The 15,043-nt window shown below is 69.3% G+C and carries 13 protein-coding genes; 11 read left to right on the forward strand and 2 right to left on the reverse strand.

The features are described 5' to 3' along the window. The first annotated feature begins 1 nt into the window (after nucleotide 1). Genes VGV06_03145 through VGV06_03155 form a run of 3 tightly spaced genes read left to right on the forward strand, consistent with a single transcriptional unit; the run spans nucleotide 2 to nucleotide 2,696 of the window. Nucleotides 2–1,027 carry a phytoene/squalene synthase family protein gene (locus VGV06_03145; GenBank protein ID HEV2054151.1) on the forward strand — a complete coding sequence of 342 codons (1,026 nt, stop codon included), beginning with the start codon at nucleotides 2–4 and terminating at the stop codon, nucleotides 1,025–1,027. Further along, on the forward strand, nucleotides 1,024–1,911 hold the full coding sequence (locus VGV06_03150) for a PhzF family phenazine biosynthesis protein (GenBank protein ID HEV2054152.1): 888 nt from the start codon (nucleotides 1,024–1,026) through the stop codon (nucleotides 1,909–1,911). Before VGV06_03145 ends, VGV06_03150 begins: the two co-directional genes overlap by 4 nt. After that, entirely contained in the window at nucleotides 1,908–2,696 is a 789-nt protein-coding gene (locus VGV06_03155; GenBank protein HEV2054153.1) for a DUF429 domain-containing protein, read from the forward strand. Before VGV06_03150 ends, VGV06_03155 begins: the two co-directional genes overlap by 4 nt. Nucleotides 2,697–3,110: 414 nt before the next feature. On the opposite strand, the gene VGV06_03160 is transcribed toward VGV06_03155, so the two are convergent. Both VGV06_03160 and VGV06_03165 read right to left on the reverse strand, forming a co-directional pair. Next, nucleotides 3,111–3,977 (reverse strand): M23 family metallopeptidase, encoded by an 867-nt coding sequence (locus tag VGV06_03160; protein HEV2054154.1) that lies wholly within the window; start codon nucleotides 3,975–3,977, stop codon nucleotides 3,111–3,113. A gap of 176 nt (nucleotides 3,978–4,153) precedes the next feature. Beyond that, nucleotides 4,154–5,059 carry a PAC2 family protein gene (locus tag VGV06_03165; GenBank protein HEV2054155.1) on the reverse strand — a complete coding sequence of 302 codons (906 nt, stop codon included), beginning with the start codon at nucleotides 5,057–5,059 and terminating at the stop codon, nucleotides 4,154–4,156. Nucleotides 5,060–5,228: 169 nt separating this feature from the next. Between VGV06_03165 and VGV06_03170 the strand changes: the two genes are divergently transcribed. The 8 genes from VGV06_03170 to VGV06_03205 all read left to right on the forward strand — a co-directional run bounded on the left by VGV06_03170 (nucleotide 5,229) and on the right by VGV06_03205 (nucleotide 14,989). After that, nucleotides 5,229–5,489 (forward strand): hypothetical protein, encoded by a 261-nt coding sequence (locus VGV06_03170; GenBank protein ID HEV2054156.1) that lies wholly within the window; start codon nucleotides 5,229–5,231, stop codon nucleotides 5,487–5,489. A gap of 16 nt (nucleotides 5,490–5,505) precedes the next feature. Next, nucleotides 5,506–6,192 carry a hypothetical protein gene (locus VGV06_03175; GenBank protein HEV2054157.1) on the forward strand — a complete coding sequence of 229 codons (687 nt, stop codon included), beginning with the start codon at nucleotides 5,506–5,508 and terminating at the stop codon, nucleotides 6,190–6,192. Between the two features lie 78 nt (nucleotides 6,193–6,270). After that, nucleotides 6,271–8,172 carry an ATP-dependent zinc metalloprotease FtsH gene (ftsH, locus tag VGV06_03180; protein ID HEV2054158.1) on the forward strand — a complete coding sequence of 634 codons (1,902 nt, stop codon included), beginning with the start codon at nucleotides 6,271–6,273 and terminating at the stop codon, nucleotides 8,170–8,172. Continuing rightward, nucleotides 8,169–9,674, forward strand: a complete 1,506-nt coding sequence (locus VGV06_03185) for a DegQ family serine endoprotease (GenBank protein ID HEV2054159.1) — start codon at nucleotides 8,169–8,171, stop codon at nucleotides 9,672–9,674. The genes ftsH and VGV06_03185 overlap by 4 nt, the downstream gene beginning before the upstream one ends. Before the next feature lie 180 nt (nucleotides 9,675–9,854). Then, nucleotides 9,855–10,862 (forward strand): J domain-containing protein, encoded by a 1,008-nt coding sequence (locus VGV06_03190; GenBank protein ID HEV2054160.1) that lies wholly within the window; start codon nucleotides 9,855–9,857, stop codon nucleotides 10,860–10,862. After that, entirely contained in the window at nucleotides 10,859–13,441 is a 2,583-nt protein-coding gene (clpB, locus tag VGV06_03195) for an ATP-dependent chaperone ClpB (protein HEV2054161.1), read from the forward strand. The genes VGV06_03190 and clpB overlap by 4 nt, the downstream gene beginning before the upstream one ends. Next, nucleotides 13,438–14,235 (forward strand): thioesterase family protein, encoded by a 798-nt coding sequence (locus VGV06_03200; GenBank protein ID HEV2054162.1) that lies wholly within the window; start codon nucleotides 13,438–13,440, stop codon nucleotides 14,233–14,235. Before clpB ends, VGV06_03200 begins: the two co-directional genes overlap by 4 nt. 55 nt (nucleotides 14,236–14,290) lie before the next feature. Then, nucleotides 14,291–14,989 carry an MFS transporter gene (locus tag VGV06_03205; GenBank protein ID HEV2054163.1) on the forward strand — a complete coding sequence of 233 codons (699 nt, stop codon included), beginning with the start codon at nucleotides 14,291–14,293 and terminating at the stop codon, nucleotides 14,987–14,989. Nucleotides 14,990–15,043 lie beyond the last annotated feature (54 nt).

Consider the following 15,043-nt stretch of genomic DNA (forward strand, 5'->3'; position numbering starts at 1 on the left):
CGTGGCCGGAGGGGACCCGACCTCCGTCCTGCTCAAGAGCGTCAGCCGCTCCTTCTATCTCTCGCTCGCCGTCCTGCCCGCCGCCGTCAGGCCCGCCATCGGCTTGGCCTATCTCCTGGCGCGGGCCGCCGACACCATCGCCGACACCCGGCTCATCGACCGCCACCAGCGCATCACCCACCTGCTGGCGCTGCGCGACGAGCTCGACGTGCCCGAGCCCGGCCGCGTCGAAGCCATCGTCGAGGCCACGCGAAGCGTCCAGTCGCTCGCGGCGGAGCGCGCGCTGCTCGAGCGCCTGCCCGAGTGCCTGGCGGCCTACCGGGCGCTCCTCGCCGACGACCGCCGGCAGGTGCGCCGCGTCCTCGAAACCATCGTGGAAGGCATGACGGAGGACCTCGCGCGCTTCCCAGGCGAGGACGAGGGCGGGCTCGCCGCGCTCGACACCCGCGCGGCTCTCGACCGCTACACCTATCTGGTCGCGGGCTGCGTCGGCGAGTTCTGGACCGAGGTGCACGTGGCCCACCGGCCGCGGCTCAGGCACTGGGACCTCGAGAAGATGACGGGGTTAGGTATCCGCTTCGGCAAGGCGCTCCAGATGACCAACGTGCTGCGCGACATCCCGCGCGACCTGCGCCAGGGGCGCTGCTACCTGCCCCGCCACGACCTGGCGCTTCTCGGCCTCGAGCCCAAGGACCTCCTCGACCCCAAGATGGGACCGGCCCTCCGGCCGCTTCTCGTCGAGCTGCTCAACGTGGCGCTCGACCACTACGAGGCCGGCTGGCAGTATACCTTCGCCATCCCCAAGCGCGAGACGCGCATGCGGCTGGCCTGCGCGTGGCCGCTCCTGATCGGCCTGCGCACGCTCGATCTGCTCGCGCAGGCGCCCAACTGGCTCGACCCGGACGTCGTCCTCAAGGTGCCGCGCATCCGCGTGTACGGCATGATGGCGCAGTCGGTGGCGACGGTCTGGTCCACGCGCGCGCTCGCCCGCAAGGCCCGCCAGCTCCGCGAGCGCATCCGGCTGTGATCCCCATCCTGCAGGTGGACGCCTTCACCGAGCGCCCCTTCGGCGGCAACCCCGCCGCCGTGGTCCTCGACGCGCAGGGGCTCTCCGACCGCCAGATGCAGGCGATCGCCACGGAGATGCGCGTCGCCGGCACGGCGTGCCTCACGCCGGCCACTGCCGAGGGCGCCCAGTGGCGCCTCCGATGGTTCACGCCGACCCGCGAGATCGCCTACTCGGGCCATACGACGCTGGCGGCCGTCCACGCCCTCATCGAAGCGGGGAGGCTCCGCAACGACCACGTCGTCTTCGAGACGCAGGCGGGGCCCTTGGGCGCTAGCGTGGTCGCGGGCAAGGCGCGCCGGCTCATCTGGCTCGAGCCCAAGGTGCCCGCGCTCGATCCCTTCACCGGCCAGCTCACTCACATTCGGGAGGCGCTCGGGCTTCCCGTGGCCGCAGGCTGGGCACACCCGGTGACGACACCCGACCACGACCTCCTCATCCCCGTCGCGGGGCTCGACGTCCTGCGAGCGCTCACGCCGAACATGGCGGCGCTCGCGGAGGTCGCGATCCATGCCGGCGTGCGCGGCGTCTGCGTCGTGTCGCGCGAAACGATAGACAAAGGCTCGGCGACGCACTGCCGCTTCTTCGCTCCACATTTTGGAATACCCGAGGACATCGTGACGGGCTCCGTCCACTCCTCGATCGGGATCTGGCTCCTCGAGGCGGGGGTCCTGCATGCCGACAGCACGCTCGCGGCCTTCACGGCCGAGCAGGGCGACGGCATGGGCCGCCCGGGCAGACTGCGCGTGGAGCTCCAGGTGCATGACGGCGCCGTCGCCCGCGTGCGCGTCGGCGGCACGGCCGTGACCGTGCTGGCGGGCAGCATCGCCGTCCCGGACGCGTGAGGTTCCTCGGGGTCGATCTCGCCTGGAAGGACGGCAATCCTTCGGGCGTGGTGCTCCTCGGCGGCCAGAGCTTTCCACTCCGCCTGCGCGAGGCCCCACAGATCCTGACGGATCATGCCGGCGTACTGGATTGGATCACTCATCATGTCGCGCATCACCGGGCTGCGGTCGGCATTGACGCACCCCTTCTTGGACTCGAAACGGCGGGCCACCGCGGTGCGGAGCGAGCCATCGGAGAAACTTTCCAGCGCTTCGATGCACCCGCTTTCCCCCCACCAAGAGATCCTGACCTGCGGCGGTTCATTGGGGGGCTCCAAAAACGATGGCCTCTTGAGGGGTTTGGTCCCAACCACAAGCCGACCAGCGGTAACCCCGCCATCCGAGAGGTGTACCCGAATGCCTTTCAAGTCGGACTCTTCCGTCTGGACCTCACCGGCGAGAAGACCATCGTCAAGTACAAGCGGAAGAAGACTCGCTTCCGGAGAAAAGCTGACTGGGCGGAGAACGGCCTGACACCCTTCGTCGCCCGGTGCACCCGGACCTTAATGGAGCGCCACCTCATCGTCGATGACTCCTCGTGGCAAGCCTTTGCAGCGGACGCTCCAGATGTCGGGAAAACAACTCGCGAGCTGAAGTCCATTGAGGACCGGTGGGATGCCTTGATCTGTGCCTTGGCCGTGGCTTTCGAGTTCTTCGACCCGGGCTCGATGCGCTTCTACCCTGACGGCGACTTGGCGTGGCGGCGCGGGTACATCCTGGCCCCGACCCTACCGACCCGGCGGTAGCAGCGCCGACCGCGCCCGTCTCCGCGAGTAGGCGCAGACCGAGAAGGCAGACGAGTCCCGCGTTGGCGGCGTAGAGCAGGACGTGTGTCAGGTGATCGCCCTTGGGCTCCATGCCCCACAGGAAATAGTCGGCGCCGAAGGACAGCCACGTCACCGGGATCCAGTGACCCTCGTGGAAGGTCGTCAGCATCCAGCCGAGCTGCGCCCAGCCGAGGCCCCTCCAGGCGCGCTTGGTGACGAGATTCGACTCGTCATCCCAGGGGAGGAAGCCGCCGCGGAGCGCGGGGAGGGAGGCGATCCACACCAGGCACGCGACCGCGATGGCGACGAGCCACTCGGCGGGCGCGGATCGGGCTCGCGGGCCGCCGGGCGCGGAGGCGGCATCCGGCGGGGCCTGGCCATGGAGCGGCCCGCTCAGTCCCTGACGGGCAGCTTGAGCAGGGCGTCGGGGTCGATGCGGGCGCTGCGGAGGTGGGCACCCCAGTGCAGATGAGGCCCCGTGGCGCGGCCCGTGCTTCCGACGGCCCCGATGATCGAGCCGCGCTCGACAAGGGCGCCCTCGACCACGTCCGCCCGGTCGAGGTGCATGTAGAGCGTGTAGAGTCCCTCGCCGTGGTCGAGCGCCACGAGCCGGCCCCCGAAGAAGAACTCGACCACGAGGGCGACGTGCCCGCGGTTCGAGGCCACGACAGGCGTCCCGGCTGGAGCCGCGAAATCCACGCCCGAGTGGGGCGAGCGAGGCTTGCCGTTGATGACGCGGCGCGAGCCGAAGCCCTCGGCCTTGGCGTCGGTGGCGACGGGCTTCGTGAAGGGGCCCCGCCAGAGCCGTTCCGGCCCGACCGTGGCGAAGAGCGTGCGGAGCCGCGCCGATTCCTCATTGGCGCGACGCTCGTCCTCTGGAGAGAGATCGACCATGGACTTGGGCAGGCTCAAGCGCTGGACGGGAAAATTACGCGCCTTGACCATGATCGCGCCCGCGGCCTTGCGCGGCGCGCCCGTGCCGTCCACGAATCCGAGACGCCACGGCGTCTTGCCGGGCTTGGCCTCGAGATCGATGCCGATGAGCGCCGCATACCCGTCAGCATAGCGGAAGAAGAAGAGCGGACGGCCCGCCAGGCTGCCGTCCATTTCCGGCGCGGCCGCCACGCCGGTTATCACCATCAGCGCTACGTCGCCCTGCCGCACCGCCGACGGCGTCACCGTCACCTTCACCGCCGCCCAAACCGGCACCGCCCCCACGAAGACCAGCAAAACTAACACAACGCTCATAAGAGAAGCCATGCAGCGATTGTACGCGCCGACTCCGCCTCGCAGAAGAAACCGCGCGGGGAATGCGCGAGGCGGGAGGGGGCCGGGGGATGCCCCCGAACCCCCGTGCTGTTGGGGGTGACGGGGCACCCCCGGTCCCCTCCCGCCCGGTAACTCGGACGCTCGAAGACCTCGCGCGCCAGAGCGCGCTAAGAAGACTCAGGCCGCTGCTGGCGAAGGAACTGCTCGATCTCCGCGACGAGATCCGCCGACGGCGGCAGCTCGTCGCTTGACCCGGGGACCGGCCCTGCCGCCTCCTCGTCCTCGGGCAGCTTGCGCTCCAGCGTCTTCACGTACTCGGCAATCTTCGGGTTCTGTCCCACAACCTCGTCCAGGTTGCCCTCGAACTGCCGCGTGGCCTCGACGAGTTCCGAGAGGTCGGCCTCCGTGCCCAGGAGCGTGAGGACCCGCCGGACGAGGGCCAGGGCCGCCTTCGGATTCTCGACGCCGGAGACATAGTGGGGGACATTGGCCCAGAGGCTGGCCGCCGGCACACCCTCCTCCCGGCAGAGAGTGCTGAGCACGCCGATGATCCCCGTCGGGCCCTCGTACCGCGAAGGGCGGATGCCGAGCACGGCGGCGAGCTCGGGGTCATGGGCGCCCCCCACCAGCTTCACCGGCCGGGTGTGCGGGACTTCGGCCAGCAGCGCGCCCAGCGTCAGGACAAGGGAGGCGCGCGAGCGCCGCGCCAGCTCGAGGACGGCGCCGCAGTAGGTGCGCCACTTCAGGTGCGGCTCGATGGCCACCCCGACGATGAGGTCGCGGTCGACGGAGGGCAGGCGGCAGATGGAGAAATCCGTGGATGGCCAGACGATCTCCCGCTCGTTTCGCGAGTCCGTCTTGAAGCGCACGTAGGGCCGCGACAGGCCGAAGTGGTAGAACTCCTCAGGATCGATGCTGGCCAGCGGTCGCGAGGGCCAAGCCTGCCCCAGGAAGCGCGCGGCGGTCGTCGCGGACTCCGCAGCGTCGTTCCACCCGGAGAACGCCATGATCAGGATGGGCTGACGGAGCCCGTCCGGCTCCTCGAACATAACCAGGGGATCGGTCGACGGCATAGGGACTGTCCTTCCGCGAGGATGCCTGACGCGGGCCATCCCCGCAAGAGCAAAAGCGTCTTGGGCCAAGGCTCGCGCAAAAGAGAGGTTGACTCGGCGCTCGTGGGTTCCGTATCATAGGCGGCGCTCGACTGTTCGTTACCCCATGTCCTTACAGGAGGTTACGGTTATGCGCTCGAAGATCATCACGGCAGCGGCGCTCATCGTGGTCGCTTTCCTCGCCGGCGCTTGCGCCAACTCCGAGCAGTGGGCCGAGTGGCGCGGCCACACCACCCACTTTGCGTCCGGCGATCACGGTATGTTCTCGCTCTCGAACAACCTCGACGGCACGAACCCCAAGGTCACCCGCCTCGACATCGAGAACTCCCGCACGCAGAACTGGTGGGGCAAGAACATCTCGGTGGAGCCCGGCCAGGTCATCCAGAACTAGACTCAGTCACATTTTCATGTCGCGTCGAAGCGTCGCCACGGCCCTCGCCGTGGTTCTGGTCGCGGGGGTCGTGGCGCTCGCCTATGCGGGACCGGCCGACTACGTCATGCCGGTCGACAAGCACACGTCGGCGAAGGGCCGCGCCCTTGCCGTGAAGTACCTGCCCAAGCTCCTCCAGTTCTCCGAGTATGTCTATCACTGCTTGCCCTACCTCGAGATCAAGAACGGCCTCGGCTTCAAGAAGGTCCCCAAGGAGCCGGGGGACAACCGCTACGCCGCCGTGTGGATCAGGGCGGAACAGGCGCCGGACGCCGCCTTCGCGGCCCTGCCCCTGGACCGCCAGGCGTCGGCCATGTTCTCCCGCTACGCCGTCCCGATGCTCAAGCGGCTCGCGGCGATGCCGGGGTTCGCGTCGGACCCCGACGTCTACGGCTTCTCGGTAGCCGTCGAGTGGATCAAGCCGGGCAGCGACCCCAACAGGCCCACGATGGAGATCCTGTCGATGTTCGCCGACCAGGCGAGCACGCGCGCCTTCCTCGGCAAGACGCTACCGGCCAAGGAGTACGTGGACAAGATGAGGCTCACATTCTTCGACGGCGACAAGGAAGTCGGGCGCCTGCCGATCGAGGTGTGGGAGGACAACTTCGTGGGGACGTACAAGGTGCCCGGCTACGAGATGGAGAAGGGCAAGGTCTGCTCGTAGCCCCCGGCCGCGCCGCATCAGCCCGCGCAGTTTGACAGGTGCCGGAGCCTCCGTTAGCATGGTTTCGAGGGCGCCTCGATGAAACTCCCCGTGAAACAGAAAACGCAGTTCTCGCTGATCTATTTGCTCATCGCCGTCCTCGTGCTGTCCCTCGTCCAGAGCTGGCTCCTGGCGCCGCGGACGGTCGAGATCCCGATGAGCAAGTTCCTGGCGTTGGTGCGCGAGGGCAAGGTCGAACGGGTCTCCGTCACGGACCGCGAGATCCGCGGCACGCTCAAGCCCGGTGCCCTCCCGGCCCAGCAGTCCGGCGCCGGGGACAAGGTGCGCAGCCTGGTCGGCGCCGAGCAGCCCGTCCCCACCTTCACGACCACCCGCATCCCCGGGATCGAGGACAGCGCGCTCGTCAAGGAGCTCGAGCAGAACAAGGTCGAGTTCTCCGGGCGAGTGGAGAGCACGTTCTGGCGGGACTTCCTCTTCGGCTGGATCGTGCCGCTGGTGCTGATGGTCGGCCTCTGGATGTTCGTCATGCGGCGCATGGGCGGGGGGCCGACCCAGGCGCTGTCCTTCGGCCGCTCCAAGGCCAAGATCTACGACCGAAAGGAGCTCAAGACGACCTTCGCCGACGTCGCGGGAGTGGACGAGGCCAAGGCGGAGCTCATTGAGGTCGTGGACTTTCTCAAGAACCCCAAGAAGTACCAGCGGCTCGGCGGCCGGATCCCCAAGGGCGTGCTGCTCGTCGGCTCCCCGGGCACGGGCAAGACGCTCCTGGCCCGGGCCGTCGCAGGCGAGGCCGACGTGCCGTTCTTCTTCCTCTCCGGCTCGGAGTTCGTGGAGATGTTCGTCGGCGTGGGCGCCGCGCGCGTGCGCGACCTCTTCGAGCAGGCGAAGGAGAAGGCGCCGTGCATCGTCTTCATCGACGAGCTGGACGCCATCGGCAAGACGCGCTCCGGCACCACGGGTTTCGCCGGCGGCCACGACGAGCGCGAGCAGACGCTCAACCAGCTGCTGGCCGAGATGGACGGCTTCGACTCCTCCAAGGGCGTCATCATCATGGCGGCCACGAACCGCCCGGAGGTCCTCGACGCGGCCCTGCTCCGCGCGGGACGCTTCGACCGCCAGGTGGTCGTGGACAAGCCCGACGTCAGGGGGCGAGAGGCCATCCTGCACGTGCACGCGCGCAACGTCATCCTGGCGCCCTCCGTGGACCTCCACGTGCTGGCCGCGCGGACGCCGGGCATGGCGGGCGCCGATCTCGCCAACATCATCAACGAGGCGGCGCTCCTGGCCGCCCGCAAGGGCAAGGATGCCGTGGACATGGCTGACCTCGACGAGGCCGTCGACCGGGTGATCGGCGGCCTCGAGCGCAAGAGCCGGGTGCTGTCGGAGAAGGAGCGCGACATCGTCGCCCACCACGAGATCGGCCACGCGCTCGTCGCCTCCTCCCTGCCCCAGGCCGACCCGGTCCACAAGGTGACGATCATCCCGCGTGGTGTCGGGGCTCTCGGCGCCACCTACCAGCTGCCGCTCGAGGACCGCTACCTCCTGACTCGGAGCGAGCTGGAAGACCGGATCGCGGTGCTCCTGGGCGGCCGGGTGGCGGAGGAAGTCGTCTACGGCGAAATCTCGACGGGCGCCCACAACGATCTCGAGCGCGCAACGGAGATGGCGCGGCTCATGGTCACCCAGTACGGCATGTCGGCCGAGCTCGGCCCGATGACCTTCGGCGGCGGCCAGCAGGCCCTGTTCCTCAGGGGCTCAGGGCTGTCGCAGGAGCGCGAGTACAGCGACGAGACGGCGCGGGCCATCGACGGCGAGATCCGCGCCATCATCGACAAGATCTATGACCGCGTGCGCGGCATCATCACGGACCGCAAGCCGGTGCTGCTGGCGGCGGCCGCGGAACTCAAAGCGAAGGAGACCCTCGAAGGCGACCGCCTGCGGCAGCTGCTGGCCGGCGACCTCGTGGAGGAGAGACGATGATCCTGGTCAAGCGCGGAACCCTGGTGGTGATGCTCGTGATCGCGGCGGCGCTCGGCGTGGGCCTGGGCTCATGGGGCGCGAGCGCGCTGGACCTGCCCAAGCCCGTGGGCCAAGCGCCACGGCAGCAGGCGTCCATGCAGGCGCCCATGCAGGCGGCCGTGCAGGCGCCCGTGGTGCCGGCGGCGCTCCCGGTGGCCTTGGGCAGCTTCGCCCAGGTGGCCGAGGCCGTCGGCCCGGCGGTGGTCAACATCAACACGGTCATCCGCAGCGGGGGCGGCCGGACACCCGTCGAGGAGTTCTTCGGCGACGAGTTCTTCCGGCGCTTCTTCGGCGACAGCCCGGAGCGCCCGCAGCAGCAGCGAAGCCTCGGCTCGGGCGTCATCGTGGACGCTTCCGGCATCGCGCTCACCAACGCGCACGTCGTCGAGCGCGCCACCGAGATCGAGGTCGTGACGGCGGAGGGCAAGAAGCACAAGGCCAAGATCGTCGGCCTCGACAAGCGCACCGACCTCGCCGTGCTGAGGCTCCAGGGCGGCGGCCCCTACCCCGCGGCGGTGCTCGGCGACTCTGACAAGGTCAAGGTCGGCGACTGGGTGCTCGCGATCGGCTCTCCCTTCGGCCTGCAGCAGACGGTGACGGCGGGCATCATCAGCGCCAAGGGGCGCTCCATCGGCCAGGGGCCTTACGACGATTTCCTCCAGACGGACGCCGCCATCAACCCGGGCAACTCGGGCGGCCCGCTGGTCAACATGTCGGGCGAGGTCGTGGGCATCAACAGCGCCATCCTCTCGCGCTCGGGCGGCAATGTCGGCATCGGCTTCTCCATCCCGTCCAACATGGCCAAGCGCATCTACACCGAGCTGGTCGCCCGGGGCAAGATCACGCGCGGCTGGCTCGGCGTGTCGATCCAGCCGCTGACGCCCGAGCTCGCCAAGAGCTTCGGGCTCACGGATCCCAAGGGCGTGCTCATCGCCGACGTCGTCAAGGACAGCCCCGCCGACAAGGCGGGCCTGGTGTCGGGCGACGTCCTGATGGAGTTCGACGGCAAGAAGCTCGACGCCCCACAGGATCTCCAGAAGGTCGTGGCCGTGACCGCGCCCGGCAAGGGCGTGCCGATCAAGGTCTGGCGGGAGAAGGGCGAGAAGACGCTCGAGATCAAGGTGGGCGAGACCCCGGAGGACACCGCCCAGCTCGAGCCCAGCGGCAAGAACAAGAGCTTCCTCGGGCTCGAGACACGGGCCATCACGCCTGAGATCGCCCGCCAGCTCAACCTGCGCACGACGGAAGGCGTGGTCGTGGCGCGCGTCGAGGAGGAGGGACCGGCGGCGGAAGCCGGCCTCCAGCGTGGCGACGTCATCCGCGAGATCAACCGGCAGCGGATCCGCAGCGCGCAGGACTACGAGCGGGCCACCCAGGGGCTCAAGCCCGGGGACCGCGTCACCGTGCTGCTGCAGCGCGGCCAGCAGTCGCTCTACGTGGCCTTCACGGTCGCGAGAGGATGAGGCCGGAGGCCCCAGGCTTAGATCGCGCTGCCGGTACCGAGTACGCCCGCGCCAGCTCCGGGGGCGCAGTCCGGCGGCCCCAGAAGTAGGTCGCCGGCGTCCCGCCAAGCCGCAAGCCGTCTGCTACACTAACGTTGAGCGCGGACCTAGGGGGGCAAACCCCCAGCAACGCGTAAGACCATGGACTACAAAGACTATTACAAGATTCTCAGTTTGCCCAAGAACGCCGACGACAAGGCGATCAAAACCGCCTACCGCCGGCTTGCCCGCAAGCACCATCCGGACGTCGCCAAGGGCAAGGACTCGGCCGCCCGCTTCCAGGAGATCGCGGAAGCCTACGAGGTCTTGGGCGACGCCGAAAAGCGGAAGCGCTACGACACGCTCGGCCCCGACTGGCAGCGCTATGCCGAGGCCGGCGCCGGCGCGCGGGGTCCCTTCGAGGGCGCAGACGTCCACTTCGGGCGCGGCGACGAGGGCTTCTCCGACTTCTTCCGGACGATCTTCGGAGATCTGGGCGGGCGCCGTGCGGGCGGCTTCCGCGACGTCGACCTCGGAGACCTCGGCGGGGGCTTCGGCCCCGACAAGGGCGGCGATGTCGAGGCGGGCATCGAGGTCTCGCTCGAGGACGCCTTCCACGGCGTCACCCGGACCATCTCGCTCGAGCTCGACGAGATCTGTCCCGCCTGCGGCGGAGCGGGGCACGTCAACCGCAAGCCGTGCGCGCAGTGCCGAGGCGGCGGCTGGTCCAGGGGCCGGCGCAACCTCGAGGTCAAGATCCCGGCCGGCGTGGCCACGGGCTCGCGCGTGCGCCTACCCGGCGAGGGCTCGCGCGGCGGCCGTGGCGGCAGCGGCGACCTGTATCTCAAGGTCACGGTGCGGCCGGACCCGCGCTTCGAGCGCAAGGGCGATGACCTCCACTCGACCCTGGCGGTGCCGGCCCACGACGCGGCGCTCGGCGCCGAAGTCTCGGTGCCGACGCTCAAGGGCCAGGTCTCGATGAAGATCCCGCCCGAAACGTCCAGCGGCCGGACCTTCCGCCTGCCGGGCTACGGCATGCCGCACCTCAAGGGCGGCGGCGCGGGAGACCAGTTCGTGCAGGTGGAGCTGACCATCCCAACGGGTCTCTCCCCGAGGGAGCGCGAGCTCTACCAGGAGCTCAAAAGTCTTCGCACAGAGGGGACGCGATGAAGTTCGACAAGTTCACCGTGAAGGCGCAGGAGGCCGTCCAGGCGGCGCAGTCCCTGGCGGACCAGGGCAATCATCAGGCCCTCGAGCCCGACCACCTGCTGCTGGCGCTGCTCCAGCAGCAGGAGGGGGTGGTCGGGCCGCTGCTGGCGAAGATCGGCGCGCGGCCCGAGGCGATAGCTCGCGAGGTCCAGGCCGCGCTCGACAAGCTGCCGAAGGTCAAGGGCGGCGGGCGTCAGTACGCCTCGGAACGGCTCGAGGCCGCGCTCACCCGCGCGTGGGACGAGGCGCAGCGCCTCAAGGACGAGTACTGCTCGACCGAGCACGTGCTGATCGGCATCGCCCAGGACAAGTCGGGCGCGGCGGGGCGCATCCTCGCCAAGGCCGGCGTCACGCCGGAGGCGATCTACAAGGCGCTCGTGGACGTGCGGGGCTCCCAGCGCGTCACCGACGCCAACCCCGAGGAGAAGTACCAGGCCCTCCAGCGCTACGCCAAGGACCTATGCGAGCTGGCGCGGAAGGGCAAGCTCGACCCGGTCATCGGGCGCGACGAGGAAATCCGCCGCGTCATCCAGGTGCTCTCCCGGCGCACGAAGAACAACCCCGTGCTCATCGGCGAGCCCGGCGTCGGCAAGACCGCGATCGTCGAGGGCCTCGCCCAGCGCATCGTGAGCGGCGACGTGCCCGAGGGGCTCAAGGGCAAGCGCCTGCTGGCCATCGACATCGGCGCCATGGTCGCGGGCGCGAAGTACCGCGGCGAGTTCGAGGACCGCCTGAAGGCCGTCCTGCGCGAGATCACCGAAAGCGAGGGGGAGATCATCTGCTTCATCGACGAGCTGCACACGCTCGTCGGCGCCGGCGCGGCCGAGGGCGCCGTGGACGCGGCCAACATGCTCAAGCCGGCCCTGGCCCGCGGCGAGCTTCGCTGCGTGGGCGCGACCACGCTGGACGAGTACCGCAAGCACATCGAGAAGGACCCGGCGCTCGAGCGGCGCTTCCAGCCGGTGATGGTGAAGGAGCCGTCGGTCGAGGACACGATCGCGATCCTGCGCGGGCTCAAGGACAAGTACGAGGTCCACCACAAGGTCAAGATCAAGGACTCGGCGCTGGTCGCGGCGGCCGTGCTCTCGCACCGCTACATCGCCGACCGCTTCCTGCCCGACAAGGCGATCGACCTGATCGACGAGGCCTCCTCACGCCTGCGCATCGAGATCGACTCGCTGCCGGCGGAGATCGACGAGATCGAGCGCCGCATCATGCAGCTCGGCATCGAGCGCGTCTCCGTGGCCCGCGAGTCGGACGCCGTCTCCAAGGAACGGCTGGCACGGCTCGACGCCGAGCTCGCCGAGTTGAAAGCCAAGTCCGCCGCGCTCAAGAAGCACTGGCAGGCGGAGAAGGCCGCGATCATGGCCATCGGCAAGATCAAGGAGGAGGCCGAGGCCGCGCGCCACGCCATCGAGGACGCGAAGCGCCGCGGCGATCTCGAGAAGGCCTCCAAGCTCCAGTACGGCACGCTCATCGAGCTGGACCGTAAGCTCGAGGCCGAGAACGCCCGGCTCGCGGAGCTGCAGAAGAGCCAGCGCATGCTCAAGGAAGAGGTGGACGAGGAGGACATTGCCGAAACCGTCGCCAAGTGGACGGGCATCCCGGTGACGCGCCTCCTCGAGGCCGAGGTCCAGAAGCTCGTGCAGATGGAAGAGCGGCTGAGCCGCCGCGTCGTCGGCCAGGCCGAGGCCATCACGGCCGTCGCCAACGCCGTGCGCCGCGCGCGCTCGGGGCTCGCGGATCCCAACCGCCCCATCGGCTCCTTCCTCTTCCTCGGCCCCACGGGCGTGGGCAAGACGGAGCTGGCGCGCGCTCTCGCGGAGTTCCTGTTCGACGATGAGCGCGCCATGATCCGCATCGACATGTCGGAGTACATGGAGAAACACACAGTCTCGCGGCTCATCGGCGCCCCGCCCGGCTATGTCGGCTACGAAGAGGGCGGCCAGCTGACCGAGGCCGTCCGCCGGCGTCCGTACTCCGTGGTCCTCTTCGACGAGATCGAGAAGGCGCACGGCGACGTCTTCAACGTGCTGCTGCAGCTGCTCGACGACGGCCGCCTGACGGACGGCCACGGCCGGACCGTGGACTTCCGGAACACGGTCGTCATCATGACGTCGAACCTCGGCAGCCATCTCTTCCGCGAGGAGCAGGATCCCAAGCGCCTGCGTACTGAGGTCATGGAAGTACTCAGGCAGTCGATGCGCCCCGAGTTCCTGAACCGGATCGACGAGATCGTCGTCTTCAAGGCGCTCGGCCGCGAAGAGATCGGCCGGATCGTCAAGATCCAGACCGCCTATCTCACGAAGCGACTGGCCGACAAGCGGATCACGCTCACGCTGACGCCCGCGGCCGAGGAGCTGCTCGCGCGGGAAGGCTACGACCCGGTCTACGGCGCCCGGCCGCTCAAGCGCACCATCCAGCGACTGATCCAGGACCCGCTGGCGCTCAAGCTCCTGGCGGGCGAGTTCAAGGACGGCGACGCCGTCGTGGCGGACGCCAAGGGAGGCGACATCGTCTTTCGCAAGCAGCGGGAATGAGCGAAGAGACCGCCTTCTTCATCCTCGAAGGTGAGCGCCTCGTCCCTACGGTGCTCACCCGGGGGCCGTGGAGCCCTATCCACCAGCACGGCGGGCCGCCCTCGGCCGTCATGGCGCGCGCCATCGAGCAGGCCGCGGGCGAGCCGGATTCGCTCCACATGACCCGCTTCACGATCGACTTCATCCGGCCCGTGCCGATGGAGCCGCTCACCGTCAGCGTGGAGCGGGTGCGCGACGGCCGCCGCGCGCGCGGTTATGTCGCCCTGCTCTCGGCCGGGGGGCAAGTCGTGGCGCGGGCCAACGCGCTCGTGGTCCGCACCGAGCAAGTCGTGCCGGCGTCCACGCCCCTCCAGGAGCCGCTCCTCCCGCTCCCCGATGAGTCCGCGCCTTTCCAGTGGCCGTTCTTCCGCGACCCGATCGGCTACCCCACGGGCATGGAGACGCGCATGGCGAGCGGCAAGTTCGGCTCGGGGCGGGCGTCGGCGTGGATGCGCCAGCGCGTGCCGCTCGTCCTCGGCGAGACCCCCTCGCCGGCCCAGCGGGTCCTCACGGTGGCCGATTCGGGCAGCGGCGTCGGCGCGGCCTTCGACCCGGCGCGCTTCGTTCCGTTCATCAACGCCGATCTCACCGTCGCGCTCCACCGCCTCCCGGACGGCGAGTGGATCGGGCTCGACGCCGCAACGACGCTCGAGCCCCACGGCATCGGGCTCACCCGCACAGGCCTCTACGACACGCGCGGACCGATCGGAGAGGGGCTGCAGGGCCTCGTCATCGGCCAGCCGGTCGCGCGCTGACGAATACCTCGGCGGCCCCGCAGCATCCCAACCGGAAACGCCCACAGGAGGCTCCGTGACCGACGCCCGGAAGCGGCTCTACTACAGCTGGATCGTGCTGGCCGCGGTCGTTTTCGTCATGCTGGGCGGTTCGGAGATCCGCGCCGTCTTCGGCGTCTTCATCAAGCCGATCGAGGCGGAGTTCGGCTGGACGCGCCAGCAGCTCTCGGGGGCCGCGGCGTTGTCGTTCTTCGTGTTCGGCGCCGTCGGACCCACGGTGGGCTGGCTCGCCGACGTCTGGGGCCCACGCCGCGTGATGCTCCTCGCCACGGCCGTCCTCGGAGTCGGCACCATTCTGGCGTCCTTCGTCGGCCACCTCTGGCAGATGTACGTGAGCGCCGGGGTCCTGATGGCCGCCGGCGCGGGGGGGCTCGCCATCGCGACCACCGCGACGGTCGCTGCGCGGTGGTTCGTGGCGCGGCGCGGGCTCATCCTGGGCATCTTGGGCGGCGCCATGTCGGCGGGCCAGATGCTCATCGTCCCACTCTCGATGCTCCTGATCAGCTTCTACGGCTGGCGATCGTCCTTTCTCTGGCTCGGCGTGGGCATCGTGGTGTTGGCGCTGCCCGTGATCCTGGCCTTCGTGCGCGACGACCCGGCCGACAAGGGGCTCAAGCCCTACGGCGCTGGCACGGCGAGCGGCGCGGCGTTCGGCGGGGTGACGGACGAACGGCGCGTGCCGGTCTCCGAAGCCATGCAGGTGCCGGCGTTCTAACTCCTCGCCTCCACCTTCTTCGTCTGCGGCTACACGACGAATGGTCTCGTGCTG

The sequence above is a fragment of the Candidatus Methylomirabilota bacterium genome (assembly GCA_035936835.1).
Taxonomy (GTDB): domain Bacteria; phylum Methylomirabilota; class Methylomirabilia; order Rokubacteriales; family CSP1-6; genus AR37.